The following is a 25,483-nucleotide window of genomic DNA, read 5'->3' on the forward strand; positions in this document are numbered from 1 at the left end:
AATGCAGTGTGCGACGGGAAACTTACGTAGGACTTGCGTGAAACTTACGTAACGCTTACATGCTTGAATTGCAACAAATTAGTATGTTCATGGCTGTAAACAGGTGTGCTGCAGGCGCTGAAACAGGGAGAATTTCACTGCCTGGCTTGCTGGAGCCGGGGATGGCTTAAAATGACGCCCTTTAGTAACGAAAAGCAGCAATGAATAATCTTTCCACTCTGTCTACCCAGCCCGTCATTCCCTTCCTGCAGGAACTTGGTGTTGAAATTGTCGATTTTGGTGGCGGCGAAGGCCAAATCGCTTTGACGCTGGAAGCACGTCATCTGAATGGCTGGCACGTCGCGCATGGCGGTGTCGTCATGACCATGCTGGACAATGTCATGTCGCTGGCCGGTCGCTCGCTCGAGCCAGGCATACGCGGCGGCGTCACGATAGAAATGAAAACCAGCTTTATGCAGCCGGGCGGCGTCGAAGGCGACCGCATGCTGGCCAAAGGCAAAGTGCTGCATGCATCTGCCAGCATTTACTTTTGCGAAGGTGAATTGTGGAATGGAGACAAGCTGGTGGCGAAAGCGAGCGGCACGTTTAAATTCATCCGTCGCACCGACGTCGCCAAAAAATTGCAGCAAGCCTGAGCGCTCGCACATACCTTAACCGAAAGCAGGCATGAAACAATTCAAGGATAGGGTAGCGGTTATCACCGGTGCCGCCAGCGGCTTTGGCCGTGAGTTTGCGTATGCAGGCGCGAAGCTGGGCATGAAACTGGTGCTGGCCGATGTGCAGCAGGATGCGCTGGCCACACTGGAAGCCGAGTTAAGTGGACAGGGCGTTGCGGTGCTGGCAGTGCACTGCGATGTCAGCAAGCCGGAGCAGGTACAGGCGCTGGCTGATGCGACGATGGCGCGCTTTGCTGCGGTCCATCTCTTATTTAATAACGCCGGTGTCGGCTCGGGTGGCTTGATCTGGGAAAATTCGGCCAGCGACTGGGACTGGGTGCTGGGCGTTAATTTGTTTGGCGTGATACACGGTGTGCGCATTTTTACACCGCTGATGCTGGCATGTGCAAAAGACGATCCGGATTACGAAGGGCATATCGTCAATACCGCTTCGGTCGCCGGTTTGCAGAATGCACCGACCATGGGTATTTATAACGTGTCCAAACATGCGGTCGTGTCGGTGACGGAAACGCTGTATCAGGATTTGCAATTGATAGAAGCGCCTATTGGCATATCTTTGCTGTGTCCATACTTTGTACCTACCGGCATCCATCAATCGGAACGCAATCGTCCGACCGAGATGCAGAACGAGGCAGCACCGACCACCAGCCAGCGTGCCGCGCAGGCGTTCTCGGAAAAAGCAGTAGTGTCAGGGAAGATGACAGCTGCACAGGTTGCACAGCTGACGTTTGATGCGATACGCGAAGATCAGTTTTATATTTATTCGGATCTGGAGCCTTTGGCCAGCGTACGCAAGCGTATGGAAGACCTGGTGCAACAGCGCAATCCCTACGATCCGTATGAAGAAGTACCGCATATCAAGCAATTGCTGCGGGCAAAACTGAAACGCTGATACCTGTCTGCTGCCTGCTCAGGCAGCAGTGCTCAGCGCATCGCCAGTGTCGGTCTTTCTATCAGCACGGGTTGCGTGCCGCCATTCAGTTTGACCAGCGTGGAAACACGCGTGCCGTAGTCCGGCGATTCGATGCAAACGGCTGACAACAAACGTTCACGTTCTATGCTGACGCCGGTTTTTGGCAGACGGCAATCCGATGCGCAAGTGGTATCGGTCAACATTTCAAAGTAAGCATCTTCTGGTGCACCCTGGCACAGCAGGCTGGCGAATTGTGCCTTGGTGCGTACGACTTTCGGCCACGCGCAATCGAGCAGCGAGTTGGATAAGCCGTAGATGCCAGGTCCCAATGCCTTGCCATTGCGTTCATCGCCATCGCCGCGATTCGAGTACCACACCAGTTGTTTGCTATCGCCTATCAGCAGGTTGAAGCCGTTGTATTCCTGTTGCTGGGTTTTGAGTTCGGCGACGTATTCATCCGGGCTCATGCTGCCTGCGAGGAAATTCGTTACCAGTGCACCGCGCGATGGTGCATCGTCGCGCATCTCGGATGGAGCGCGGATATTCGTCAATGCGGCAAAGCGTCCTTCGCGGGTCACGCCTATCCAGGTACCGCCGCCTTGCAAATCACGACCTGCGTAGATCTGCGGATAATCTTCCCACCAGTCTGCCGGTTTGGCCGGACGGTCGTAGAACTCATCGCGATTACCGGCGGCGATCAGGGGCATGTCCGGTATCACATGCCATGCAAAGACGATTAAGCACATAAAGATAAATCCAAAAAATGTTCCGTATGGCGTTTGCCATCTATCAAGTCAGCTAACTGGCTGGCGCGTACCGTCTGTTCCAGTTGCGCTGCAAAACCTTCGGCCACATCCAGATAGACCTCCATCCAGGTATGCATACCATCCTGCGCTTCAGGTCGTCGCTTGAGCGCAGTCTGTATGCCATGCAGCCGGGCGAGATTATCTTGCATAGTCAAAACTTTTGCACGCAAGTCTGTCGCATCGGCTACTGCCACCCGATAGTAGATGTAGAGATCCATCGCCTATTGTCCGTGATTTGTTTGGAGTCTGCTGGCGAGGCTCAGGCCGCCGGGTCAGTCAGCGGATATGGCAGCGGCTGGAAGGACAGCAGCGGGCCGCTGGCACTACCCAGGTGCACGGCGCTATCAGTAGCCGCCAGCTTGATCTCTACCAGGCAATCGGTGGTGTCGGCACCGGAGCGCTCGGCATTGACTACCATGCCGCAAGGCTGGTCCGGATCGTCTACGGAAAAGATTTCGGTACCCGCGGCGACCTGGGTGGCGGTGACGCTGGCATGCAGCATGCGACGCTTGAGTTTGCCCAGGTACTGGCTGCGGGCGACGATTTCCTGGCCCGGATAGCAACCTTTTTTGAAGTTCACACCACCCAATAATTCAAAATTGATCATTTGTGGTACGAACTGCTCTTGCGTAGCCGCGGTGATGTGCGGCACGCCGCCGTCGATTTCGGCCAGCTGCCAGGCATCAGCGCCGCTGGCTTGCAGGATTTCTGTCAGGTGCGGCCAGGCTTCGATCGCTTGTTCAACGGTGGTGATCCATTGGTAGCGTGGGACATCGAATGCATTCGAATGACGGATGACGGTGCCGGCTTCATTGTCGACCTTGCCATAGATGGCTACCGGCAGCGTCGGGAACCACGGCATCAGCGCGCTGGCAGCAGCAGGGCCGGCTACACCCAGCATCACGTATTCTTCGCTGACGTCGGCCAGCTTGGCTTTGGCGCGCAGGATGAACATTTGCAAACGCTTCTGGATCGTTGCCTGCAATTCGCGTGGCAATTGCAGCATGATGCGGTCCGCGGTCTGCCAGATCAGGAAACTGGCCAACAGGCGGCCTTTAGGTGAGCAATAGCCTGCCAGTCGTGCTTCCTTGTTGCCGAGGTGTTCAACGTCGTTGGTCAGTTGGTTATGCAGAAAGCTGGCGGCCTCGTCACCGCTGGCCGCGATCAGGCCGAGATGGGTGAGCGGGGTGACAAAGTTGGTTTTAGCAGTTTCACCAGGTATTTCTGCACCGAAAGACGAGACGCGCGGAACCGCGTCGTCACTGATATTTGCGCCTTGGTCAGCCAGAAAAGTAAGCCATGTAGTCATAATTTCAATCAATAAATTGGAGCGTAAGGTGGTTCAGCGATTATCATTAGGGTCTGATTATAGTGGCGTGGGAAAAACGCGTCGGATTGTGTTGGATTTCACTGAGACCTTGTTTTGAAAAAATTATTCAGACGCATCATCCTGCTGGGCATCATCCTCGGCGCATCTTTCATGTTTTGGGCCGAACAGCCGATCCTCCCGGCTGAACAAACCTCCGGTGTAGAGTTCACCATCGCGGCTGGCAGCGGTCTGAAAAGCAGCATGCAGCAAATCGAGGCGGCTGGTGTGCCTGCCAATCCCTTGCTCATGATTGCGCTGGCGCAGATTACCGGCAACAGCACCAAGTTGAAAGCCGGTACCTATGAATTGAAACCCGGCACCACGCCGACTGGCCTGATCAAGCAAATCGTGCGCGGCGAGTTTGTGCAGGAAGCGCTGACCGTCATCGAAGGCTGGAATTTCCGCCAGATGCGCCAGGCCATAGACAAGCATCCTGGTCTGAAGCACGACACCGCAGGTTGGTCGGACCGCGAGCTGATGGCGAAAATCTCGACCGATTTCACAACGCCGGAAGGCTTGTTTTATCCGGACACCTATCTGTTCGCCAAAAATTCCAGTGATCTGCAAATCTACAAGCAGGCACATAGCCTGATGCTCAAGCGCCTGAATGAGGCATGGCTGGCGCGCAGTCAGAATCTGCCGTATGCATCCGCATACGAAGCATTGATCATGGCTTCCATCGTCGAAAAGGAAACCGGCAAGAAGTCGGAGCGCGACATGATCGCTGGCGTTTTCGTGAATCGCCTGCGTCAGGGCATGTTGCTGCAAACTGATCCGACCGTGATCTACGGCATGGGTGAAGACTTCAAGGGCAATATCCGCAAGCGTGATTTGCAGACCGATACCCCGCACAATACCTATACCCGCCTGGGCCTGCCGCCTACGCCTATCGCCTTGCCGGGTGCTGAATCGCTGCACGCCGCGATGAATCCGGCGCAAACCGACGCCTTGTATTTTGTCGCGCGTGGCGATGGCAGCAGCCAGTTTTCAGCGACACTGGATGAGCACAACAATGCGGTCAACAAATACCAGCGTGGCAGATAATAATCATATTCATATAGACGGTTCGCTTATGACGACAGGGAAATTCATCACATTTGAAGGCATAGACGGGGCGGGCAAGTCCACCCACTTGTCCTTCGTCGCCGAGCTGTTGCGCGAGCATAAAAAGACAGTAGTTGTCACCCGTGAACCGGGTGGCACGACTTTGGGCGAACAACTGCGCGAAATCCTGTTGCACGAAAAAATGCATCTGGAAACCGAAGCGCTGCTGATGTTTGCCGCACGTCGTGAACACATAGCGCAAGTGATCGCACCGGCGCTGGAACGCGGCGACTGGGTGATCTCGGATCGCTTTACCGATGCAACGTTTGCCTATCAGGGCGGTGGTCGCAAGCTGGAGCGCGCCAAGCTGGAAGCCCTCGAGCAATGGGTGCACCCGCATTTGCAACCTGATTTAACCTTGCTGTTCGATGTGCCGCTGGAAGTTGCACGTGCACGCCTGGATGCGACCCGTACGCTGGATAAATTCGAACAGGAAAAAGCGGACTTCTTCGCTGCCACGCGCGCTGAATACCTGCGCCGCGCCAGTGAATTCCCGCAACGCTTCCACGTCATCGATTCAACCCAGGCCATTGCTACCATCCAGGAGCAGTTGCGTACCATCGTAGCGGGGATAGACGCTTGAGTACGACGCTCTATCCGTGGCAGCAGGCATCCTGGCAGCAGTTGCAACAGCTGCGCGAGCGCCTGCCGCATGCCATTCTGTTCCATGGTGCAGAAGGCATAGGCAAGACGGCTTTTGCCGAAGCCTTTGCCCAATCCCTGCTGTGCGAAACGCCAAGCGCCGATGGCCATGCCTGCGGTAGCTGTATCGCCTGCGGCTGGTTCGCACAATACAGCCATCCTGATTACCGCCGTGTGCGTCCTGAAATCCTGGATGACGGTGATGCCGCCGAAGGTGAGGATGGCGAAGCGGCAGACACCAAAAAAGCCAAGACGACCAAAGCACCATCCAAGGAAATCAAGATCGACCAGATCCGTGCACTGGGCGACTTCATGAACATTTCCACGCATCGCTCCGGCATGCGTGTGATCGTGCTGTATCCGGCCGAAGTGCTGAATACGGCGGCAGCCAACTCCTTGCTGAAGATGCTGGAAGAGCCGCCGCCGCAAACCATGTTCCTGCTGGTCAGCAATAGCCTGGATCGTTTGTTGCCGACCATCTTGTCGCGTTGCCGTAAATTCGCGCTGGCGATGCCGGGGCACGATGCAGCCTTGCAATGGCTGAAGTCGCAACAAGTCAGCGATGCCGATGGCTGGCTGGCCGAGCAGGGTGGCGCGCCACTGGCTGCATTTGAAGCCTCGCAGGCCGGTACCCGCGAAACTATGGATGACTTCCTGCGGCAACTGGCGCAGCCTGGCGTCGATGGCGCGTTGAAGGCGGCAGACCGTTTGCAAAAGACGCCGGTACCGGATTTAGTCGCGTGGTTGCAACGCTGGTTGTATGACGTGCTTTCCGTCAAACTTTCCGGCACAATCCGTTACTACCCGCGCTACAAAAAAGAGTTGGGCGCACTGGCATCAAGAGTCGAGACTGCAGCCTTGCTGCAGGAGATCAAGGCAGTCAATGACAGGCGCGCAATTGCCGAGCATCCATTGGCACCCAAACTCTTTATCGAAGACATGTTGCTGGAATATTCGACGATTTTTTCCTGAAAGGTTAGAGATGGCAGATAACGCGCTAGCAACAGGCAGTCCGGTCGTCGGCAGGCCGTCGGTGCTGTCTTTGCCGATCAAGGAAAAATCCGCGTTATACGCGGCCTATATTCCATTCCTGACCAATGGCGGCATCTTCGTGCCGTCGACCAAGTCCTACAAGATAGGTGATGAAATCTATCTGATCCTGACCTTGCTGGATGATCCGACCAAATACCCTATCGCGGGCAAGATCGCCTGGATTACCCCGGCGGGCGCAAATAACAACAAGGCACAGGGCATAGGCGTGCAGTTCTCGGCTGACGAAAGCGGCCAGCGCATCAAGCAGCGCATAGAAGAGTTGCTGGGCGCAGCGCTCGGCTCTTCGCGTGCCACGCATACGCTGTAATTCACACACTCTCATTTGCAGGAGCAAGGTTTCCACTCTATGTCGTTGCCGTATCGCCTTGCCACCCTCGACGATTTGCCTGCCATCGTCGCCATCTACAACAGCACCATTCCATCGCGTCAGGTGACAGCTGATATCGAACCGGTCACGGTCGCATCACGCCAGGCCTGGTTTCTTGAGCACACGCCGGAGCAACGTCCGATCTGGGTAGTGGAAGAGCAGGGTCGCATCCTCGGCTGGCTGTCGTATTCCAACTTCCACGCGCGCGCTGCCTATGCGGCCACGGTCGAGCTTTCCATCTACCTGCACGAAGATGCGCGCGGCCAGGGACTGGGCGCTTATCTGCTGCAGGAAGCCATGGTGTATGCGCCCAAGCTGGGCATACATACGCTGGTCGGGCTGATTTTTGGGCACAACCTGCCTAGCCTCAAATTGTTTGAACGTCATGGCTTTGAGCGTTGGGCAAATATGCCGCGCGTGGCTACGCTGGATGGCATTGAGCGTGATCTGGTCATCGTCGGCAAACGCGTCGCCTGATTCTGCTTCCTTGCGGCAAGTGCGCTGCATCTGAGCGTGTGGATGCAGTAAAGCCGCCGTACGCGTACAATTCGGCCTATGTTTATCGATTCCCACTGCCACATTAATTTCCCCGAACTCGCTGCGCGCATGCCTGAAATCCTCGGCAAGATGGCCGAGAATAAAGTCAGCCATGCACTCTGCGTGTCGGTCGATCTGCCTGATTTTCCCAGCGTGCTGGAACTGGCGGAGCGTTATCCGCATATCTACGCTTCGGTAGGCGTGCATCCTGATTACGAAGATACGCCTGAGCCGTCGGTCGAAGACCTGATTCGTTTATCCGAGCATCCGAAGATCATCGCTATAGGCGAAACCGGTCTCGATTACTACCGGCTCGAAGGCGACCTCGAATGGCAGCGTGAACGTTTCCGCCGCCATATCCGCGCCTCGCGTGCGACCGGCAAGCCGCTGATTATCCATACCCGCGCCGCCTCGGAAGATACGATACGCATCATGCGCGAAGAGGGCGCAGGTACCGATGCGGGTGGCGCGGCTGGCGTCATGCATTGCTTTACCGAATCGCTGGAAGTCGCACGCGCTGCGATGGAGATGGGGTTTTATATTTCATTCTCTGGCATCGTCACTTTCAAAAGCGCCAAGGATTTGCAGGCTGTCGCGCGTGAAGTGCCGCTCGAGCAAATGCTGATCGAAACCGACTCGCCCTACCTGGCGCCAGTACCATTCCGCGGCAAGGTAAATGAGCCTGGTCTGGTGCGCCATGTCGGTGAATATCTGGCGACGCTGAAAGGCGTGCCGCTGGAACAGCTGGCGCAACAGACCAGCGATAATTTTTTCAATCTCTTCAAGATCGCACGTTAATCGTATGCCGGATACCAGAATGCAAGCCGCTGAGTTTTTGCCTATGCGCAGGCTGACACTGGCCGCTTTACTAGGCATTGCTGCTTTGTCTTTATGCCCGTCGCTGGCGCGTGCCGGTGCCTATGAAGATTACTTCCGCGCAGTGTCGCTGGATGATGCTCAGACGGTGACGACTTTGCTCAAGCGTGGCTTTGATCCGAATACGATAGAAGCCACACGTGGCGATAGCGGTTTGATTCTTGCGATGCGTGAAGGCTCGATGAAGGTGTTTCCCGTGCTGTTGAATGCGCGTGGCATAGACCTCGAACAGCAGGCGCGCAATGGTGATACCGCTTTGATGATTGCTGCGTTCAAGGCGAATATGCCTGCAGTCCAGGCTTTGCTGGCGAAGGGCGCAGCTGTGAATAAAAGCGGTTGGTCGGCCTTGCATTATGCGGCTGCTTCCGGCGATAGCGAGATCGTGAAAGTGCTGGTCAAGCAGGGCGCAGAACTGGATGCGCGCTCACCAAACAATACAACGCCCATGATGATGGCAGCACGTGGCGGCTTTATCTATTCGGTGAAGGTCTTGTCGGATGCCGGTGCGGATGCCAGTCTGAAGAATGATGTCGGCATGAGTGCGATAGATTTCGCGCGCGAGAATGGCAGCAACGATATCGTTGAGGGTCTGACTTATCGTTTGAAAAAAGCTGGCAAGCTGTAATTCGTAGCGCTCAAATCAGGACATGAGGGGGCTGGAAAAACGCGCCTTCAGGTCGACACAAATCTGTTCCACTTCTTCGTCTGACAAATTCAGTATCTCGCGTGCCTGATGGCCGCCTTCCTGCCATTCAACGGAGGTCGCATGGCGATGCTCCTGTATCGCTTTATCCACCAGATAAAACACAGCTATCAATTGCCTGAGCTTTTCTGAAAAGCTGAGGTCATTGAGGATGCTGTGCGTATGGTGTTTCTTGATCGCGAGTACGACGATGGGGTCCACACTCCAGTGCTCGGCCAGCATGCCGCCAACGACGGCGTGGTTGATGCGGTGGCACTGGTTTTCCAGTTCAATGAAACCACTGGCTTCCATTTTATTGGCGGCATTCAGCGTTTCGGCGTAGTTCGGAAACGAAGCCATCATCAGCGGTATGCCGATATCGGAAAACAGCCCGAAGTTATATGCAAGCTCTGGTGTGCTGACGCGGGTCAGCTTGGCTACATACATCATGCCCCACGAACGCTTTTCTGAAACATCCCAGAAGCGCGGCATCATCATCTTGCCGTGCGATAGCGTGCGTCGCATCATCAGGCTGGTCATCAGTGCATTGCAGTTGTTCAGGCCAATCAACGTGATCGCATCTTCGACGGTTTCTATATGGCGTCCCAGGTTGAACATGGCCGAGTTGGCGATGGCCAGCAAATTGCCGGAGATAGCAACGTCGCGATTGATCAGGCGCGAGATTTTTTTGAGATGAGGTTCTTCCTTGTTCATCTCGTGCTGGACGGCGATGAGCAGAGCCGGGCGTGGCGGGATGTTAACCGGACGTGCGAGTTCTGTCGTTGAAGCAGACGTTCCCTGCGATTTATCCACGATTCCTCCCCCTGAGGTAGCTAAATTGCGTCGCTGTTATTTTTCGCTATTGGTTCTTATTAAGGCCAGCGCGCAAAGTGATTACTTATATGCAAGAGAGCATAGACGAATTGTGCTCGTTTGCATCATTTCCTGTGTGCAAAATGACAAATGTTTGCAATAAATGTGATGAATATAGGGGGAACTGCAGATAAATATTCCCATGTGGAAATATTGGTGCCCCGCAGCATGGCCTGCGGGGCGGAATGGCTTAGATCAAGCCTTCAAACAGGATGACGTTGACCAGGTCACCAGCTTGGACTTCAGCACGATCATGTTCGAGTACGACCATGCAGTTTGCTTCGGACATGGAGCGCAATACACCCGAACCCTGGGAGCCGGTAATGCGTACTTCCTGTATGCCTTCGCTATTGATGCTGAGGATGCCGCGCTGGTATTCGGTACGACCCGGACGTTTGCGTATCGCTGCTTTGGACACGACGCGCATCATAGGCGGTGCTTCCACTGCCGATGCGCCCATCATGTGCAGCAAGGCCTGACGTGCCAGGAAGTAGAAGGTCACCATCACGGCGACCGGATTGCCGGGCAGGCCAAACAGATACGCTTCCTTACCGTGCGACTGGATCTTGCCGAAGGCCATAGGACGACCCGGGCGCATGCCTATTTTCCAGAAGGTGACGTCGCCCAGCTCGGCCATCATTTGCTTGGTGTAATCAGCGGCACCGACCGAGACACCGCCCGAGGTGATGATGGCATCGGCGTTTTCGCATGCAGTGCGGAACGCAGCTTCCAGTGCAGCCGGATCATCCTTGATGACGCCCATGTCGACGATGTCACAACCGAGGCGGGTCAGCATGCCGTGCAATGTGTAGCGATTGCTGTCGTAGACACAGCCTTCGTCCAGTGTTTCGCCGATCGAGCGCAACTCATCACCGGTTGAGAAGAAGGCGACACGCAAGCGGCGTTGTACCGGTACTTCGCCGATGCCGAGTGAAGCCAGCAAGCCGAGATCGGCCGGGCGCAGGATGCGACCCTTTTGCAGCGCCGGGGTGCCGATGGCGAGGTCTTCACCTTTGAGTCGACGGTTGTCGCCAGTGCGCACCACACCTGCCGGTATGGTCACGCCTTGTTCATTCTCGTCGCGTGTAAATTCCTGCGGGATGACGGTATCGCATTCCACCGGCATCACGGCGCCGGTCATGATGCGTACGCATTCACCGCTGGCGACGCTGCCTTCATAGGCGCGACCGGCATAGGCGGTGCCGACTATCTTGAGTGGCAGGTCGTGTTCCTTCTGCAGGTCGCTGCCACGGAAGGCGTAACCATCCATCGCCGAGTTGTCATGCGAAGGTACGTTGATAGGAGAAACGATATCTGCTGCCAGCACGCGATCGAGTGCGCTGCGTATCGCCACTTTTTCTACCGCATTGATAGGCTGTATGAACTGGCGAATGATGGTTTGTGCATCCGGTACCGGCAAGGCATCAGGATCGTAATCCGACAGGCAACTGATGACATTCGACAGTGTCGTACGCGTGGTTTCGGATTCTGCTGGAGTGTCGTTCGGCATGAGTTCGTCTAGATCATTAAGTGCGGCATCGCGCAGGATGTGTGAATAGCGCAGATTCATTATGCGGTGGTCTCGTATTTACGCAAGTCGTCCAGCGTATTGATATTGCGGAAGGCATCCTCATCGTCGAAGTGGACTTCGGCCACTGCCAGCGACGAATACCATTTGTCGAATTTGCGACCACCTTCCTGCAGGTACAGCGTCAGATGCGGTAGCAGCGATGCCTTGACCAGGCAGAAGACCGGATGCGCCTGTTTGGTTCCGCCTGTGCCAGTGACGGCGACTGCAATGTCTGCATTGTTTTGTTCCAGGCCATCCGCCAGTCGCTCGACCAGATCCTTGGGCAGGAAAGGGGAGTCGCACGGCGAAGTGACCAGATAGTCGGTTTCGCAATGGATGAGTCCGGTTTGCAGGCCAGCCAGTGGTCCGGCAAAACCTTGCATTTCATCCTGCCAGACCGGTACGCCGAACGCTTCATATGGCGCAATATTCTGATTGGCGTTGATCATGATGTAGCCGACCTGTGGTGACAGGCGCATCAGCACATGCAGGGCCATAGGCGCATCACGGAACAGCTGCAAACCTTTGTCCACGGTACCCATGCGAGTCCCGCGTCCACCTGCCAATATGAGTCCGGTAATTTGACTGCTATCCATTTTCTTGTCTTGATCCGATATCAGTTGTGTGGGGTGTGCTGAAGGAGGTGTACTCAGCCGCCTATGTAGGACATCTCGACCTTGCGCTCGGATTGCAAGCCATCGGTATTGGCAGTGCGCAATTCGGAATAACGATCAGTACGCGCGCGCCAGATGTGCGCAATCGCGGTCGAGATTTCTTCATCGGTATTGCCGCCGCGCATCAGTGCGCGCAGGTCATGGCCGCCGGTGGCGAACAGGCAGGTGTAGAGCTTGCCTTCAGTTGACAGGCGTGCACGGCTGCAATCGCTGCAGAAGGCTTGTGTGACACTGGAGATGGAGCCGATCTCGCCGCCACCATCAACATAGCGCCAGCGTCCAGCGGTTTCGCTGACGTAGTTGGGTGCAATTGCTTCGAGCGGCATTTCGGCATTGATGCGACGTATCACTTCGGAAGAAGGGATGACTTCATCCATCTTCCAGCCGTTGGAAGCACCGACGTCCATGTATTCGATGAAGCGCAGGATGTATGGGCTGCCTTTGAAGTGGCGCGCCATCGGTACGATTTCCTGATCGTTCATGCCGCCTTTGACGACCATATTGACCTTGATCGGGCCGAGGCCGACGCGATGTGCCGCTTCTATGCCTTCCAGCACATCGGAAACGGCGAAGTCGACATCGTTCATTTGCTTGAAGACTTTGTCGTCCAGTGCATCCAGCGAAACCGTCACGCGCTTGAGTCCTGCATCTTTCAGTGCCTGCGCCTTGCGTGCCAGCAAGGAACCGTTGGTGGTCAGCGTCAGGTCAAGCTCACGGCCATCCGGTGTGCGCAGCGCGCTCAGCATGGCGATCAGTTTTTCCACATTCTTGCGCAGCAGCGGTTCGCCACCGGTCAGGCGGATTTTTTCCACGCCATGGGCGACGAACAGGGAAGTGATGCGGGTGATTTCTTCAAACGAGAGCAAAGAACTTTGCGGCAGGAAGGCGTAATCCTTGTCGAAGACTTCCTTGGGCATGCAATAAACGCAACGGAAATTGCAGCGATCCGTGATCGAGATGCGCAAGTCCTGCAATGGACGCGCACGGGTATCCGCCAGCAAGCCCGTCGGTGCTTCAAGGCGTGCAGGTATGACCGGTATCTTGTTTTGATAGCGGAGGTCTGCGAGCGGAATGATTTTTTCAGTCATGGGGAAAGTCTTCTAAGTACGCCATTGTAAGTCGTACAGCTAGGGCGTGTCGAATCGGTATCGACTGTACTTACTGCTTCATATCGCATTATTTGGCGGCGGAATCGGCTTTTCTCAAGGCGGGAAGTGAAAATATGACCATGCCGGACGGCAAGTCAGCAGCGTAGGACGGGCAATTAGTTTAGACTTGCGCTATAAAATTCAGGAGAACCAATGAGTATTACGATAGATGCAGTAAAAGCAGCGTTGACCGGTGTTATCGACCCGAATACGGGCAAGGATCTGGTCAGCAGCCGTTCCGCAAAAAACATCCAGATCAATGGCGATAACGTCATTTTTGACGTGGAATTGGGTTATCCGGCAAAAAGCCAGATCGATGGCATCCGCAAATCAGCGATTGCTGCGGTGCGCACCATCGAAGGCATAGGCGCAGTCACTGCCAATGTGCACTCGAAAATCGTCGCCCACTCCGCACAACGCGGCGTGAAGCTGATGGCCAATGTCAAAAACATCATCGCTGTTGCTTCCGGCAAGGGCGGCGTCGGCAAATCCACCACTTCGGTCAACCTGGCGCTGGCGCTGGCAGCCGAAGGCGCGCAAGTCGGTATCCTCGATGCAGATATTTATGGCCCGTCGCAGCCGATGATGATGGGCATCTCCGGTCGTCCTGAAACCATGGACGGCAAAACCATGGAGCCGATGGAAAACTACGGTTTGCAGGTGTCGAGTATCGGTTTCATGATCGATCCGGACGAACCTATGGTCTGGCGCGGTCCTATCGTGACGCAAGCCTTGTCGCAGTTGCTGGAGCAAACCAACTGGCGCGACCTGGATTACCTCATCGTTGATATGCCGCCAGGTACCGGCGATATCCAACTGACCATGTCACAAAAGGTGCCGGTTACCGGTGCGGTTATCGTGACTACACCGCAAGACATCGCTTTGCTGGATGCGCGCAAGGGTCTGAAGATGTTTGAAAAAGTCGGCATCCCGATTCTGGGTATCGTCGAAAACATGAGTACACATATCTGCTCGAACTGCGGTCACGCTGAAGCCATCTTCGGCGAAGGTGGTGGTGAAAAAATGTGTGGCGAATATGGCGTCGACTTCCTCGGTGCCTTGCCATTGACGATGTCGATACGTCAGCAGGCCGATTCCGGCAAGCCGACCGTGGTCGCCGATCCGGATGGTCCTATCGCCGTTATCTACAAACAGATCGCACGAAAAATCGCGATCAAGGTGGCGGAAAAGGCGAAGGATATGTCGTCCAAGTTCCCAACGATCGTCGTCAAAAACGATTAATTTTTTCCTCTGCTTCACTTGATACCTGCAATATTTGCAGGTATGGTTGCTTCGAAGTTATTTTCTCTGGTGTGGACACGCAGGTGTTCACACAAGTTTACTCATCGTTCCATTCCGCGATAGCAGTTCCGATCCGGTTTGCAATTTCGGCGCACAATATATCGTGCGTCCCTATCCGAACAGGCAGCTTTGCCGTCATGAGGAAACATGGAGACTGAAGCAATCAGCGTTGGCGTCATCATGCAACGCACACCACTTGCCAATCGCTGGCAACCGTTTCAATGGCTACCCATTGAAATTGTCGGCGCTATTGTTTCCCACGACCACAGCCTGAGTTGCTTGCGCAATGATCCCGACGATATGCGCTGGCTGTTCAGTGGCATACAGGTCAATCTCTCCAGCAGCGAAGCCGAAGGTTACTTCCTGAACATCAGCGCACCCGCACCTTGCTGGTTCATCATGTGGCGCATCGAGGAAGTCGATGGTGTCGAACTGGCCGTTCCGAAGTCGGTGACGCTTTCCTATAATGAAGCAGCACGCCTGATGGATGGTGGCGAGCGCGTCGATACGCTGCCGGCGTCGCCGGAAGTGATAGAACTCCTGACGAACTTTACCGGCGAGTATTACCATCCAGAACCGAAACGCAAACACAAAAAACCATCGTTTGAAGGTGGTGAAGGCGTAGACAAGATGGCGCGTGCGGAAGGTGACGCAAATGGCCGCTGACGAATTTTTTGCGCGTTGGGCGAAGAAGAATGCCGAGTCCGCCAAGGCGAGTGAGAACTTGCCCGATACGGATGCTGGCGCACTTGTGTCGGATAGCGCAGCGTCAGCAGACCTCACACCGGAATCGCAGCCGCTGCCGACTATGGATGACGTCGCCAAACTCACGCATGACTCGGATTACTCTGGCTTCATGGCGCAGGGTGTGGACGAATCGGTCAAGCGTTCAGCGATGAAGAAACTATTCACCGATCCGCATTTCAATATCATGGACGGCCTGGATGTCTACATTGAAGACTTCAATAAATTCGAGCCGATGACACCAGCTTTCATTGCCGGCCTGAGTCATGCCAAGGGCTTGATGGATCCGCTGGCGCAATTGAAATCGCCGTTGATGAAATTGCTGGATATACCGCAGGATGAAGCCAAGACTGAACTACCCGCTATCGAAGCCATGGAAGAAGTGGCTGCGTCAGATGCACCAGATGAAGAAATAAACGACCGGCCATCCGCAGCAGAGATCGAAGGCAGTGAGACAGAAACGAACAAGGAGCCCAGCGTGCCACCGCACGTTGATAAAGATTAAAACTTAGTCCTAGCCAGCATAGAAGCCAGTCAATGACCACAGAATTCAAAGTATGTAATTGCAATCGCACGATGCCGCTGGATGTACAGTCGGGTGTGCAGATGGCGCAAGCGCTCGGCACCGATGCGCCACTGACCATGCATAGCGAGTTATGCCGACGTGAAGTGACTTCGTATATGCAGGCACTCGACGGCGTTGATGATGTTGTGGTCGCCTGTACCCAGGAACGCAGTCTGTTTGGTGAAATCGCGCAGCAAAAAAATACCGTCGCACCGCTACGATTCGTCAACATCCGCGAGACTGGCGGCTGGGGCGCGCAAGCAAATAATTCCCTGCCTAAAATGGCAGCCTTGCTGGCCGCTGCGGCTTTGCCGGATCCAGACCCGGTTCCTACTGTGGACTATCAATCCGGCGGTCACGCATTGCTGATCGGCCCGGCAGATCGCGTACTGCCATGGGCTACGCGCCTGGGTGAGCAACTGGATGTCAGCGTATTGTTGACCGCCAGCGAGACAGGAGAAATGCTGCAAGAACATAGCTTCCCGGTTTTTTCCGGCAATCGTATTGCGATCAATGGCTGGCTAGGTGCATTCACGGTGCAATGGCAGCAAGCTAATCCTATCGACCTGCAGGCGTGCACCCGATGCAATGCCTGCGTCGATGTCTGTCCGGAAAACGCGATCGACCTGACTTACCAAATCGATCTGAGCAAATGCAAATCACATCGTGATTGCGTCAAGGCTTGCGGCACCATAGGCGCGATTGATTTCTCACGTAGCGCGGCGCAACGTAGTGCGGAATTTGATTTGATTTTTGATCTGTCTGACACCCCGGTCCTGACCCTGCATCAGCCACCACAAGGTTACTTTGCGCCGGGCAGTGACACGCAGCAGCAAATGACGGATGCCTTGCGCATCACGCAAATGGTGGGTGAATTCAGCAAACCTAAATTCTTCCTCTATAAAGAAAAACTATGCGCGCATGGCCGTAACGGCAAGGTCGGCTGTACTGCCTGTATCGATGTGTGCTCGGCGGAAGCGGTCAGCCATAACGGCGACCAGATCAAGGTCACGCCTAATCTCTGTGTCGGTTGCGGTGCCTGCACGACGGTATGTCCGTCCGGTGCGCTGGCATATGCGTATCCGCGCGTGGCTGATACCGGCACCAGACTGAAAACCATGTTGACGACCTATGCCAAGGCAGGTGGTACGCAGCCGGCATTGCTGATCCACAACCAGGAGCAGGGTGCTGGATTGATCAATCAATTGGGTCGCCTCGCCAAAGCTAATGGCAAGCTCAAGGGTTTGCCAGCTAATGTGATCCCGCTGGAATTGCATCACATCGCCTCGGTCGGCATCGATTTCTGGCTGACGGCAGTCGCTTACGGCACTACCCACATCTCCATCCTTGTGACGCAGCAGGATGCGCCGCAGTATGTCGCGGCCTTGAATGCGCAGATAGATATCGCGCAAACCATATTAAGCGGCCTCGGTTATACCGGTGTGCATTTGTCGCTGATACAGGCGCAAACACCAGCACAACTGGATACCGGTCTGTCGACGATACAGGCGGCGCAAGTACCGCAACAGCGCGCCTTGTTCAATATTGCTGCGGATAAGCGCAGCGCGCTGGAATTGGCCATCGATCACCTGAGAACTCATGCGCCGCAGCCGGTCGAGCTAATTGCCTTACCGGCTGGCGCACCGTTCGGTCTGGTGACTGTCAACAAGCAAAGCTGCACTTTGTGCATGTCTTGTGTCGGTGCCTGTCCGGAATCTGCGCTGACTGATAACGCCAATTTGCCGCAGCTGCGCTTCATAGAAAAGAATTGCGTGCAATGCGGTCTGTGTGAAAAAACCTGTCCGGAAAATGCAATCAGCCTGACGCCGCGCCTGTTGTTGACGGATGTGGTGAAGCAGCCGGTCGTATTGAATGAGGCGCAACCTTTTCATTGCATCAGTTGTCAGAAGCCTTTCGGTACTGCGCAGATGATAGAAAACATGGTGAGCAAGCTGTCCTTGCATGGCGCGTTTGCGGGCAATGTAGACCGGCTCAAGATGTGTCCTGATTGTCGTGTGGTTGACATGATGGCGAACAAACAGGAAGCGGTCATCACCGATTTGAAGAGACGGTGAGTGTGATGACCAGTCATCTTTTTGAACAATTCATTTACCCAGGAATGCCATGACGACTGCCCAGGCTATCAAATTCGAATCCCAGGATCAGGGCGAAGAAACCGCCCGTGCCGATATCTACGGTTTGCTGGCGACACTCTTGTATGCGCCACCATCGCAGGCCCTGCTGGATACGATAGCTAGCGCGCCAGTGCAGGGTGATAGCGGGCTGGAGTTGGCCTGGGCCGATGTGGTTGCAGCGTGCAAAAGCGCGCAGCAGGAAGCGGTGCGGGAAGAGTATGAGCAACTGTTTATCGGCGTCGGCAAGCCGGAAGTGATGTTGTATGGCTCCTACTACCTGTCCGGCTTTTTAATGGAAAAACCGCTGGCGGAGCTGCGTACCGATCTGATGCAGCTGGGTTTGCAGCGTTCGGATGATGTGGTGGAAAGTGAAGATCATCTGGCGACTTTGTGCGAAGTCATGCGCTATCTGATTGCATCCGATGACGTGCTCCATGCAAACCTGACCACACAAAAAAAATTCTTCAGCGACCACATGCAAGCCTGGGTAGTGGATTGTTGCAATGCAATAGAGGCTAGTCCTAATGCGCGCTTCTATAAGCCGGTTGCACGCCTGGCGCGGCAATTCTTTGAAGTGGAAATGCAGGCTTTTGATATGAGCCTGGATTGACACGCGCTTTTAGGCCGGATTTGCGGCTTTAACGGAAATTTAATTTCCATCCGGACGTTTTTAAGTGTGCAAGTTGCTAAAAGGTATGCTAACTTCTAGTTAGATTTGTTATAAGATAAAAAAAGCATATTACGTCCTGAACCAATTTACAGGAGACGATCATGTCTGAGCAGTCCAAAACCCCTCGTCGTAATTTCCTCGCAGGTTTAGGTGTGGTCGCCGCTGGCGGCGTTGCCGCCAAATTGGCTCCCGAGTCAGTCACTACTGCAGTTTCCAATGTATTTACTACACAAGATCCTGATGGCAAGAGCTATCGGCTGACTGAACACGTCAAAAAATACTACCGCAGCACCACAATTTAATACGGGGTGACAACATGCTGTTAACTCGCAAAAGCAACGCTGTAGAGCGTTCGTCTGCACGTTTCTCATCCAGCCTGGCCGACAGTTTGTCGCGTGCGCTGCCGACCATGGATAGACGTGGTTTCCTTAAACGTTCGGGTATCGGTATCGGCGCGGGTATCGCGGCGGCGCAGCTGGGCCTGATCCAGAAAGCCAGGGCAGCCGATGGTGCCAAAGGTGGCGACGGCAAAAAGATAGAAGTCAAACGCACTGTTTGTACCCATTGCTCGGTGGGCTGTGCCTCCGATGCGATCGTGGAAAACGGTGTGTGGGTGCGCCAGGAGCCAGTGTTTGATTCGCCTATCAATCTCGGCGCGCACTGCGCCAAAGGTGCGGCGCTGCGCGAACATGGCCACGGTGAATACCGCCTGAAATATCCGATGAAGCTGGTCAACGGCAAATACCAGCGCATGAGCTGGGACCAGGCACTGAATGAAATCTCGGCCAAGATGCTGGAGATCCGCAAAGCCAGTGGTCCGGATTCGGTTTACTTTGTAGGCTCGTCCAAGCATAACAACGAGCAGGCTGCGCTGATGCGCAAATTCGTTTCCTTCTTCGGCACCAATAATACCGATCACCAGGCGCGTATCTGTCACTCGACCACGGTTGCTGGCGTTGCCAACACCTGGGGTTATGGCGCGATGACCAACAGCTATAACGACATGCAGAATTCCAAGGCTGCGTTATACATCGGTTCCAACGCGGCTGAAGCGCATCCGGTATCCATGCTGCACATGCTGCATGCGAAGGAAACCGGCACCAAGATGATCGTGGTTGATCCGCGCTACACACGTACTGCGGCGAAAGCAGATCAATACATCCGCATCCGTTCCGGTTCCGACATTCCATTCCTGTGGGGCGTGCTGTATCACATCTTCAAAAACGGCTGGGAAGACAAGAAGTACATCAATGACCGTGTCTATGGCATGGAAAAGGTTAGAGATGAAGTCATGAAATGGACGCCGGAAAAAGTCGAAGAGGCTTGCGGCGTACCTGAAGCGGAAGTATATAAAGCCGCTGAAACCATGGCCATGAATCGTCCTTCGACCATCGTCTGGTGTATGGGCCAGACCCAGCACAGTATCGGTAACGCGATGGTACGCGCGTCCTGCATTCTGCAACTGGCTCTGGGCAACGTTGGTAAATCCGGCGGCGGCACCAACATCTTCCGCGGTCACGATAACGTGCAAGGTGCGACCGACGTCGGTCCTAACCCTGATTCGCTGCCAGGTTACTACGGCCTAGCCACCGGTTCGTGGAAGCACTGGTGCGCAGTGTGGGGCGTCGATTACGAATGGGTCAAGAAACAATACGTCTCGCAAGAGATGATGGAAAAATCCGGCACCACCGTATCGCGCTGGGTCGATGCCGTACTCGAAAAGAGCGAGAACCTGGATCAGGACAATAGCGTTAAAGCGATGCTGTTCTGGGGCCATGCTCCTAACTCGCAAACGCGCGGTCTGGACATGAAGAAGGCCTTCGACAAACTGGACTTGCTGGTCGTGATCGATCCTTATCCATCGGCGACCGCTGCGATGGCAGCGATGAAAGTGGATGGCCAGGAACTGAATCCGAATCGCGCCGTGTACCTGCTGCCGGCTGCGACCCAGTTTGAAACATCGGGTTCGGTGACCGCATCCAACCGTTCCATCCAGTGGCGCGAAAAAGTGATCGAGCCGCTGTTTGAATCGCGTACCGATCACATGATCATGTATCAGCTGGCGCAAAAGCTGGGCTTCGGCAAAGAGCTGGTCGCCAAGATCAAACTGGTGCCTGGCAAGGGCGGCATGATGGAGCCGGAACCGGAAGCCATGCTGGAAGAAATCAATCGTGGTACCTGGACCATCGGTTACACCGGTCAATCGCCGACGCGCCTGAAAGCGCACATGCGCAATATGCATCTGTTTGATGTGAAGACCTTGCGCTGCAAATCAGGCAAGGATGCAGAAACCGGCTACGACATGACGGGCGATTATTTCGGTTTGCCATGGCCATGCTACGGCACACCGGAACTCAAACATCCGGGTTCACCGAACCTGTACGACACTTCGAAGGCAATGATGGATGGCGGCGGTAACTTCCGTGCCAACTTTGGCGTCGAGCGCGACGGTGTCAGCCTGCTGGCGGAAGATGGTTCGCATTCGCTGGGCGCTGACATTACGACTGGCTATCCTGAGTTCGATCACATACTGCTGAAGAAACTCGGCTGGTGGGATGACCTGACCGAAGCGGAGAAAAAAGCGGCGGAAGGAAAGAACTGGAAAACCGATCTTTCCGGAGGTATCCAGCGCGTCACCATGAAAGTGCACGGCGTGCACCCATGGGGTAACGCCAAGGCGCGTGCCGTAGTCTGGAACTTCCCTGATCCGGTGCCGCTGCATCGTGAACCTATCTATGGCACACGTCCTGATCTGGTTGCGAAGTATCCGACCCATGACGACAAGAAAGCGTTCTGGCGCATGCCGACCCTGTACAAAACCTTGCAGGACAAAAACGTCGAGGCCAAGCTATACGAGAAATTCCCGATCATCCTCACTTCGGGACGTCTGGTTGAATATGAGGGTGGTGGTGAAGAAACGCGTTCGAATCCATGGCTGGCTGAGCTGCAGCAAGAGAACTTCGTCGAGATCAATCCTAAGGCCGCCGAGGCCAGGGGCATACGCAATAACGAGTATGTCATCGTCTCCACGCCTACCGGCGCGCGCATCAAGGTCAAGGCTTTGGTGACGGTGCGGGTAGCGGAAGACACGGCCTTTATTCCGTTCCACTTTTCCGGTTGGTGGCAGGGCAAGGACATGCTCGATTCCTATCCGGAAGGGGCACATCCTATCGTGCGCGGTGAAGCGGTGAATACGGCGACCACCTATGGTTATGACTCGGTGACCATGATGCAGGAAACCAAGACCACCATTTGTAATATTGAAAAAGCGACTGCATAGCCGCGGTATCTGGCAATAACGGTGAAATAAAAAACTGACAGATAACCAGGCTAAGGAGAAATCAAAATGGCACGAATGAAATTCATCTGTGATGCAGAGCGCTGTATCGAATGCAATGGCTGCGTAACAGCCTGCAAAAATGAAAACGAAGTTCCGTGGGGCGTGAATCGCCGTCGCGTGGTCACCATCAACGACGGTGTGATCGGCCAGGAAAAATCGATCTCGGTGGCCTGCATGCACTGCTCGGATGCACCTTGTATGGCGGTGTGTCCGGTCGACTGCTTCTACCGTACTGAAGAAGGTGTGGTGCTGCACGATAAGGACATCTGCATCGGTTGCGGCTACTGCTCCTACGCCTGTCCGTTTGGCGCACCGCAATTTCCATCCAACGGCACCTTCGGCCTGCGCGGGAAAATGGACAAGTGCACCTTCTGTGCTGGTGGCCCGGAAGAGAACGGTTCCAAAGCCGAGTTTGAAAAATATGGCCGCAATCGCCTGGCGGAAGGCAAATTGCCAGCCTGTGCAGAAATGTGCTCGACCAAGGCCTTGCTCGGCGGCGATGGTGACGTGATTGCCGATATCCTGCGCACGCGCGTACTGCGACGTGGCAAAGGTAGCGAGGTCTGGGGCTGGGGCACTGCCTACGGCAAATCGCATAACCCTGATGCCAAAGCACCGAACGGAGGCAAATCATGATGCGCGTTTTAATGTTCTCAGTGATGGCGCTGGCCTTGTTCGGTTGTGGCGAGAAGGTGCAGTCGCAGGCGAATGCACGCGACGCGGGTGATGCGGCACCCTGGACCGGTGCGAAGAACGATCCCTACGTGATCAAAGGCTGGACCGCCGGTAATAAAACCGAGTGGGAAACGCAAATCCGTACCCGTGCGCAAACGCAGAACGAGTACGTGAAAGTCAACTAATGCAGCAGCGAGGGGATTTATCATGAATACATGGTTTGCCAAACTCGCCGCCGGATTGACGCTGCTGGCAGCGACTTCCGGCCTGGCGCTGGCCCAGGCGGGTGACCCCGCAGCGGCCAAGCCTGCGGCACCACCTGCCGTGCAAAGTATGTCGAATATTGAGTCCGACGATATTCTTTACATGAAGCAGAACCAGGCCGAACGTACACAGGTGCAAGCAGGTAACCTGGCACCGGTATATCGTCAGGTGAAGGAGGGTGGTGAGCATTACTCCAGCCTGCCGGCACTGGAAGCCGGTGTGCTGATCCAGCCCAAGGCGCAGTTCCCGGGACAAGCCCGTGCGACCACCGCAGGTGAAGCCTGGCGTCTGTATCGCAATGGCCCGCTGACCACCTATGGCGGCTGGCTGATTATCGTGGCGGTACTCGGCATTACCGCGTTTTATTTTGCCGTCGGCACCATCAAACTGAAAAGCGGTCGTACTGGCCGCCTGATCGAGCGCTTTACCTCACTGGAACGCATCACCCACTGGACGGTGGCGATCAGTTTCCTGACGCTGGCTTTCACCGGCTTGCTGATGTTGTTCGGCAAGTACATCGTCCTGCCTGTGTTCGGTCATACGGTATTTGGCTGGCTCGCTTACGCCTGTAAAAACATACACAACTTCGTCGGTCCGGTTTTCACGGTCTCGATCATCGTGATGTTTGCGATCTTCGTGAAAGATAACTTCCCGGGCAAAGGCGATCTGCAATGGCTGAAAAACCTTGGTGGTGCGCGCGGTCATGCCAGTGCAGGGCGTTTTAACGCAGGTGAAAAACTCTGGTTCTGGGGCGGCATGGTATTCCTCGGCCTGATTGTCAGTGCTTCCGGTTTCGTGCTCGATATGCTGGTGCCGGGCATCCTGTACACCCGCGGCAATATGCAGATTGCGCATGTCATCCACCTGGTGGCAGCAGTGCTGGTCTTCAGCGCTTCGCTCGCGCACATCTACATCGGTACGCTCGGTATGGAAGGCGCCTACAAAGCAATGAAGACCGGTTACGTTGATGATGCATGGGCCAAAGAGCATCATGACCTCTGGTACGCCGATATCGAAAGCGGCAAGATTCCACGCGTGCGCACACCTGAAGAAACAGAAAAAGCAGGTACACCGATCAAGGCTGTTTAAGGAGATATGCAGATGAAAAAAATACTGATCGCATTACTCGGCACCGTGGTCATGGCCAGTGCTACAGCCAAATTGCCGCCGCCGAGTGACGAAGCCAAGGCCAAAGCTGCGGAAGCCAAGAACAAGGCAGGCTGGTCGGATAAAGTTGCTGCCTATCAGTTGTGTGAATCACAAAACAAAGTGGCAGCGCAATACTTCAAACGTACCGGCAAGGCCAAGCCGGATATTGCTGTGCCGCCCTGTACCAATCCAGGACCTTATGTAGCACTGCAAGTCGCCACCTCCACAGTTGGTGTTGCCGATTCCAAACCGGTGCCCGCTGCGGGCGCCAAGAAGTAAGTCTAGTCGCTGCCTTCCTGTCGCATACGCCCGTCCGGGCGTATGCGCGTTATATGCTGAAAACAGCCTGATCGCGCGCATACCGTTATAATCCCACCTGCAACACCGAATACCGGATAGTCGAGCTGGCTATTTGCTATTTCACACCTGAGCGCATCATGTTTTACATGATCCCGATAATGGAACAGCGGCATTTTGCGCTGTCCAAGATGAGTTACCGCCATGTCGTATCGCCCCGAATTTTCCAGTACACCGGTCAAGTTGACGTATGAAGTCAATGCGATCGACGAAACCGCACGGACTGCACCGCTGGCGATTCCGGCCGAGCGTCCGTTGACGGTTTACGTGGATCAGCGCGAACTAGTGACGCTGATGACGCTAGGTGCGGCACCGGAAGCATTGACGCTGGGCTATCTGCGCAACCAGCGGCTGGTGCAGGAGATAGAAGAAATCGTGTCTGTGCATGTGGACTGGAACCAGCATGCGGTCTATGTCACCACGCGTGACGGCATAGACAATATCGAAGAACGCACGGCCAAACGGGTCGTAACTACCGGTTGCGGCCAGGGCACGATGTTTGGCGGCCTGATGGATGAAATCGACAGCATCGTGTTGCCAGCAGATGCACGGCTCAAACAATCGACCTTATATAAAATCGTCAACACCATACGGACGCAGGATTCGGTCTATGCCAAAGCGGGTTCGGTACACGGCTGCGGTTTGTTTACGGCTGAAGGCGAGCTGGAATACTTCATCGAAGATGTCGGCCGTCATAATGCCGTCGATTCGATCGCCGGCATCATGTGGCTGGAAAATATCAGCGGTGCCGACAAGGTGTTCTATACCACCGGCCGGCTGACGTCGGAGATGGTGATCAAGGGTGCACAGATGGGTATGCCGTTTTTGATTTCCCGTTCCGGCACCACGCAGATGGGTCATCTGGTTGCAGAAAAAGTGAACATGACTTTGCTGGCGCGCTGCACCGGCAAGCACTTCTTGCTGGTCACAGGCAAGGAACGCATGATCTACGAGCCCCATTTGCTGGATAGTCCACGGCGCGTTGCCTGAT

At 55.0% G+C, this 25,483-nt stretch carries 28 protein-coding genes; 21 read left to right on the forward strand and 7 right to left on the reverse strand.

Going from position 1 to position 25,483, the window contains the following annotated elements:
• Positions 1-200: 200 nt before the first annotated feature.
• Positions 201-635: a PaaI family thioesterase gene (locus H7U06_RS08830; protein WP_175625758.1), complete on the forward strand. Its 435-nt coding sequence runs from the start codon at positions 201-203 to the stop codon at positions 633-635.
• 31 nt (positions 636-666) lie between these two features.
• Complete coding sequence (locus H7U06_RS08835; protein WP_175625759.1) at positions 667-1,569, forward strand: SDR family oxidoreductase; 903 nt, start codon at positions 667-669, stop codon at positions 1,567-1,569.
• Between the two features lie 32 nt (positions 1,570-1,601).
• Here H7U06_RS08835 and H7U06_RS08840 read toward each other — a convergent pair whose 3' ends face one another.
• Genes H7U06_RS08840 through H7U06_RS08850 form a run of 3 tightly spaced genes read right to left on the reverse strand, consistent with a single transcriptional unit; the run spans position 1,602 to position 3,705 of the window.
• Positions 1,602-2,336, reverse strand: coding sequence for an NRDE family protein (locus H7U06_RS08840; RefSeq protein WP_175625760.1), 735 nt, complete (start codon positions 2,334-2,336; stop codon positions 1,602-1,604).
• Positions 2,327-2,614 carry a DUF4936 family protein gene (locus H7U06_RS08845; protein WP_175625761.1) on the reverse strand — a complete coding sequence of 96 codons (288 nt, stop codon included), beginning with the start codon at positions 2,612-2,614 and terminating at the stop codon, positions 2,327-2,329. The genes H7U06_RS08840 and H7U06_RS08845 overlap by 10 nt, the downstream gene beginning before the upstream one ends.
• 41 nt (positions 2,615-2,655) lie before the next feature.
• A complete protein-coding gene (locus H7U06_RS08850) occupies positions 2,656-3,705 on the reverse strand; it encodes a folate-binding protein YgfZ (protein WP_175625762.1) in 1,050 nt (349 codons plus the stop codon).
• A gap of 114 nt (positions 3,706-3,819) precedes the next feature.
• On the opposite strand from H7U06_RS08850, the gene mltG reads away from it, so the two are divergent.
• The 7 genes from mltG (at position 3,820) to H7U06_RS08885 (ending at position 8,969) form a co-directional block, all read left to right on the forward strand.
• Positions 3,820-4,809, forward strand: coding sequence for an endolytic transglycosylase MltG (gene mltG / locus H7U06_RS08855; RefSeq protein ID WP_175625763.1), 990 nt, complete (start codon positions 3,820-3,822; stop codon positions 4,807-4,809).
• A gap of 28 nt (positions 4,810-4,837) precedes the next feature.
• Positions 4,838-5,452, forward strand: a complete 615-nt coding sequence (gene tmk, locus H7U06_RS08860; protein ID WP_175625764.1) for a dTMP kinase — start codon at positions 4,838-4,840, stop codon at positions 5,450-5,452.
• Complete coding sequence (locus H7U06_RS08865; protein ID WP_175625765.1) at positions 5,449-6,483, forward strand: DNA polymerase III subunit delta'; 1,035 nt, start codon at positions 5,449-5,451, stop codon at positions 6,481-6,483. Before tmk ends, H7U06_RS08865 begins: the two co-directional genes overlap by 4 nt.
• Before the next feature lie 10 nt (positions 6,484-6,493).
• Positions 6,494-6,871, forward strand: coding sequence for a PilZ domain-containing protein (locus H7U06_RS08870; protein ID WP_175625766.1), 378 nt, complete (start codon positions 6,494-6,496; stop codon positions 6,869-6,871).
• Between the two features lie 39 nt (positions 6,872-6,910).
• Entirely contained in the window at positions 6,911-7,408 is a 498-nt protein-coding gene (locus H7U06_RS08875; RefSeq protein WP_175625767.1) for a GNAT family N-acetyltransferase, read from the forward strand.
• A 78-nt stretch (positions 7,409-7,486) separates the two neighbouring features.
• Positions 7,487-8,266: a TatD family hydrolase gene (locus H7U06_RS08880; protein ID WP_175625768.1), complete on the forward strand. Its 780-nt coding sequence runs from the start codon at positions 7,487-7,489 to the stop codon at positions 8,264-8,266.
• Positions 8,267-8,285: 19 nt separating this feature from the next.
• Positions 8,286-8,969 carry an ankyrin repeat domain-containing protein gene (locus tag H7U06_RS08885; protein ID WP_254873186.1) on the forward strand — a complete coding sequence of 228 codons (684 nt, stop codon included), beginning with the start codon at positions 8,286-8,288 and terminating at the stop codon, positions 8,967-8,969.
• Positions 8,970-8,984: 15 nt separating this feature from the next.
• On the opposite strand, the gene H7U06_RS08890 is transcribed toward H7U06_RS08885, so the two are convergent.
• From H7U06_RS08890 to moaA, 4 genes are all read right to left on the reverse strand, one after another.
• Positions 8,985-9,839: an HDOD domain-containing protein gene (locus H7U06_RS08890; protein ID WP_254873187.1), complete on the reverse strand. Its 855-nt coding sequence runs from the start codon at positions 9,837-9,839 to the stop codon at positions 8,985-8,987.
• 250 nt (positions 9,840-10,089) lie between these two features.
• A complete protein-coding gene (gene glp / locus H7U06_RS08895; RefSeq protein WP_175625770.1) occupies positions 10,090-11,409 on the reverse strand; it encodes a gephyrin-like molybdotransferase Glp in 1,320 nt (439 codons plus the stop codon).
• Positions 11,410-11,468: 59 nt separating this feature from the next.
• A complete protein-coding gene (gene mobA, locus H7U06_RS08900; RefSeq protein ID WP_175625771.1) occupies positions 11,469-12,065 on the reverse strand; it encodes a molybdenum cofactor guanylyltransferase MobA in 597 nt (198 codons plus the stop codon).
• 53 nt (positions 12,066-12,118) lie between these two features.
• Complete coding sequence (gene moaA, locus H7U06_RS08905; RefSeq protein ID WP_175625772.1) at positions 12,119-13,231, reverse strand: GTP 3',8-cyclase MoaA; 1,113 nt, start codon at positions 13,229-13,231, stop codon at positions 12,119-12,121.
• Positions 13,232-13,444: 213 nt separating this feature from the next.
• Here moaA and apbC point away from each other — a divergent pair, with 213 nt between their 5' ends.
• The 12 genes from apbC to H7U06_RS08965 all read left to right on the forward strand — a co-directional run bounded on the left by apbC (position 13,445) and on the right by H7U06_RS08965 (position 25,482).
• Positions 13,445-14,533 carry an iron-sulfur cluster carrier protein ApbC gene (apbC, locus tag H7U06_RS08910; protein WP_175625773.1) on the forward strand — a complete coding sequence of 363 codons (1,089 nt, stop codon included), beginning with the start codon at positions 13,445-13,447 and terminating at the stop codon, positions 14,531-14,533.
• A 207-nt stretch (positions 14,534-14,740) separates the two neighbouring features.
• Positions 14,741-15,259: a DUF3305 domain-containing protein gene (locus tag H7U06_RS08915; protein WP_175625774.1), complete on the forward strand. Its 519-nt coding sequence runs from the start codon at positions 14,741-14,743 to the stop codon at positions 15,257-15,259.
• Positions 15,249-15,842 (forward strand): DUF3306 domain-containing protein, encoded by a 594-nt coding sequence (locus H7U06_RS08920; protein WP_175625775.1) that lies wholly within the window; start codon positions 15,249-15,251, stop codon positions 15,840-15,842. The genes H7U06_RS08915 and H7U06_RS08920 overlap by 11 nt, the downstream gene beginning before the upstream one ends.
• 32 nt (positions 15,843-15,874) lie before the next feature.
• Positions 15,875-17,977: a 4Fe-4S binding protein gene (locus H7U06_RS08925; RefSeq protein ID WP_175625776.1), complete on the forward strand. Its 2,103-nt coding sequence runs from the start codon at positions 15,875-15,877 to the stop codon at positions 17,975-17,977.
• A 49-nt stretch (positions 17,978-18,026) separates the two neighbouring features.
• Positions 18,027-18,647: a molecular chaperone gene (locus H7U06_RS08930; protein WP_175625777.1), complete on the forward strand. Its 621-nt coding sequence runs from the start codon at positions 18,027-18,029 to the stop codon at positions 18,645-18,647.
• A gap of 161 nt (positions 18,648-18,808) precedes the next feature.
• Positions 18,809-19,009, forward strand: a complete 201-nt coding sequence (locus H7U06_RS08935; RefSeq protein WP_175625778.1) for a hypothetical protein — start codon at positions 18,809-18,811, stop codon at positions 19,007-19,009.
• Between the two features lie 14 nt (positions 19,010-19,023).
• Positions 19,024-21,987: a formate dehydrogenase subunit alpha gene (locus H7U06_RS08940; RefSeq protein ID WP_175625779.1), complete on the forward strand. Its 2,964-nt coding sequence runs from the start codon at positions 19,024-19,026 to the stop codon at positions 21,985-21,987.
• Positions 21,988-22,053: 66 nt separating this feature from the next.
• Positions 22,054-22,683: a formate dehydrogenase FDH3 subunit beta gene (gene fdh3B, locus H7U06_RS08945; RefSeq protein ID WP_124572458.1), complete on the forward strand. Its 630-nt coding sequence runs from the start codon at positions 22,054-22,056 to the stop codon at positions 22,681-22,683.
• Positions 22,680-22,907 carry a hypothetical protein gene (locus tag H7U06_RS08950; protein WP_175625780.1) on the forward strand — a complete coding sequence of 76 codons (228 nt, stop codon included), beginning with the start codon at positions 22,680-22,682 and terminating at the stop codon, positions 22,905-22,907. The genes fdh3B and H7U06_RS08950 overlap by 4 nt, the downstream gene beginning before the upstream one ends.
• A gap of 22 nt (positions 22,908-22,929) precedes the next feature.
• The gene (locus H7U06_RS08955; RefSeq protein ID WP_175625781.1) at positions 22,930-24,075 is read left to right on the forward strand and encodes a formate dehydrogenase subunit gamma; all 1,146 of its coding nucleotides are present in this window, start codon (positions 22,930-22,932) and stop codon (positions 24,073-24,075) included.
• 12 nt (positions 24,076-24,087) lie between these two features.
• Positions 24,088-24,414 (forward strand): hypothetical protein, encoded by a 327-nt coding sequence (locus H7U06_RS08960; protein ID WP_175625782.1) that lies wholly within the window; start codon positions 24,088-24,090, stop codon positions 24,412-24,414.
• A gap of 222 nt (positions 24,415-24,636) precedes the next feature.
• Positions 24,637-25,482, forward strand: a complete 846-nt coding sequence (locus H7U06_RS08965) for a formate dehydrogenase accessory sulfurtransferase FdhD (protein WP_175625783.1) — start codon at positions 24,637-24,639, stop codon at positions 25,480-25,482.
• Position 25,483: the final 1 nt, after the last annotated feature.

Source organism: Herminiimonas sp. Marseille-P9896 (assembly GCF_903993245.1).
Lineage (GTDB): Bacteria > Pseudomonadota > Gammaproteobacteria > Burkholderiales > Burkholderiaceae_D > Oxalicibacterium > Oxalicibacterium contaminans.

What these genes read in the sequence shown, in the direction of transcription:
- H7U06_RS08845 (WP_175625761.1), bottom strand. Translation starts at nt 2,614, where the DNA reads ATGGATCTCTACATCTACTATCGGGTGGCAGTAGCCGATGCGACAGAC.
- H7U06_RS08965 (WP_175625783.1), top strand. Translation starts at nt 24,637, where the DNA reads ATGTCGTATCGCCCCGAATTTTCCAGTACACCGGTCAAGTTGACGTAT.
- tmk (WP_175625764.1), top strand. Translation starts at nt 4,838, where the DNA reads ATGACGACAGGGAAATTCATCACATTTGAAGGCATAGACGGGGCGGGC.
- H7U06_RS08940 (WP_175625779.1), top strand. Translation starts at nt 19,024, where the DNA reads ATGCTGTTAACTCGCAAAAGCAACGCTGTAGAGCGTTCGTCTGCACGT.
- H7U06_RS08925 (WP_175625776.1), top strand. Translation starts at nt 15,875, where the DNA reads ATGACCACAGAATTCAAAGTATGTAATTGCAATCGCACGATGCCGCTG.
- H7U06_RS08955 (WP_175625781.1), top strand. Translation starts at nt 22,930, where the DNA reads ATGAATACATGGTTTGCCAAACTCGCCGCCGGATTGACGCTGCTGGCA.
- H7U06_RS08920 (WP_175625775.1), top strand. Translation starts at nt 15,249, where the DNA reads ATGGCCGCTGACGAATTTTTTGCGCGTTGGGCGAAGAAGAATGCCGAG.
- H7U06_RS08950 (WP_175625780.1), top strand. Translation starts at nt 22,680, where the DNA reads ATGATGCGCGTTTTAATGTTCTCAGTGATGGCGCTGGCCTTGTTCGGT.
- H7U06_RS08875 (WP_175625767.1), top strand. Translation starts at nt 6,911, where the DNA reads ATGTCGTTGCCGTATCGCCTTGCCACCCTCGACGATTTGCCTGCCATC.
- H7U06_RS08880 (WP_175625768.1), top strand. Translation starts at nt 7,487, where the DNA reads ATGTTTATCGATTCCCACTGCCACATTAATTTCCCCGAACTCGCTGCG.
- glp (WP_175625770.1), bottom strand. Translation starts at nt 11,409, where the DNA reads ATGCCGAACGACACTCCAGCAGAATCCGAAACCACGCGTACGACACTG.
- H7U06_RS08915 (WP_175625774.1), top strand. Translation starts at nt 14,741, where the DNA reads ATGGAGACTGAAGCAATCAGCGTTGGCGTCATCATGCAACGCACACCA.
- fdh3B (WP_124572458.1), top strand. Translation starts at nt 22,054, where the DNA reads ATGGCACGAATGAAATTCATCTGTGATGCAGAGCGCTGTATCGAATGC.
- H7U06_RS08850 (WP_175625762.1), bottom strand. Translation starts at nt 3,705, where the DNA reads ATGACTACATGGCTTACTTTTCTGGCTGACCAAGGCGCAAATATCAGT.
- moaA (WP_175625772.1), bottom strand. Translation starts at nt 13,231, where the DNA reads ATGACTGAAAAAATCATTCCGCTCGCAGACCTCCGCTATCAAAACAAG.
- H7U06_RS08960 (WP_175625782.1), top strand. Translation starts at nt 24,088, where the DNA reads ATGAAAAAAATACTGATCGCATTACTCGGCACCGTGGTCATGGCCAGT.
- apbC (WP_175625773.1), top strand. Translation starts at nt 13,445, where the DNA reads ATGAGTATTACGATAGATGCAGTAAAAGCAGCGTTGACCGGTGTTATC.
- mobA (WP_175625771.1), bottom strand. Translation starts at nt 12,065, where the DNA reads ATGGATAGCAGTCAAATTACCGGACTCATATTGGCAGGTGGACGCGGG.
- H7U06_RS08935 (WP_175625778.1), top strand. Translation starts at nt 18,809, where the DNA reads ATGTCTGAGCAGTCCAAAACCCCTCGTCGTAATTTCCTCGCAGGTTTA.
- H7U06_RS08930 (WP_175625777.1), top strand. Translation starts at nt 18,027, where the DNA reads ATGACGACTGCCCAGGCTATCAAATTCGAATCCCAGGATCAGGGCGAA.
- H7U06_RS08870 (WP_175625766.1), top strand. Translation starts at nt 6,494, where the DNA reads ATGGCAGATAACGCGCTAGCAACAGGCAGTCCGGTCGTCGGCAGGCCG.
- H7U06_RS08835 (WP_175625759.1), top strand. Translation starts at nt 667, where the DNA reads ATGAAACAATTCAAGGATAGGGTAGCGGTTATCACCGGTGCCGCCAGC.
- H7U06_RS08830 (WP_175625758.1), top strand. Translation starts at nt 201, where the DNA reads ATGAATAATCTTTCCACTCTGTCTACCCAGCCCGTCATTCCCTTCCTG.
- H7U06_RS08840 (WP_175625760.1), bottom strand. Translation starts at nt 2,336, where the DNA reads ATGTGCTTAATCGTCTTTGCATGGCATGTGATACCGGACATGCCCCTG.
- H7U06_RS08885 (WP_254873186.1), top strand. Translation starts at nt 8,286, where the DNA reads ATGCAAGCCGCTGAGTTTTTGCCTATGCGCAGGCTGACACTGGCCGCT.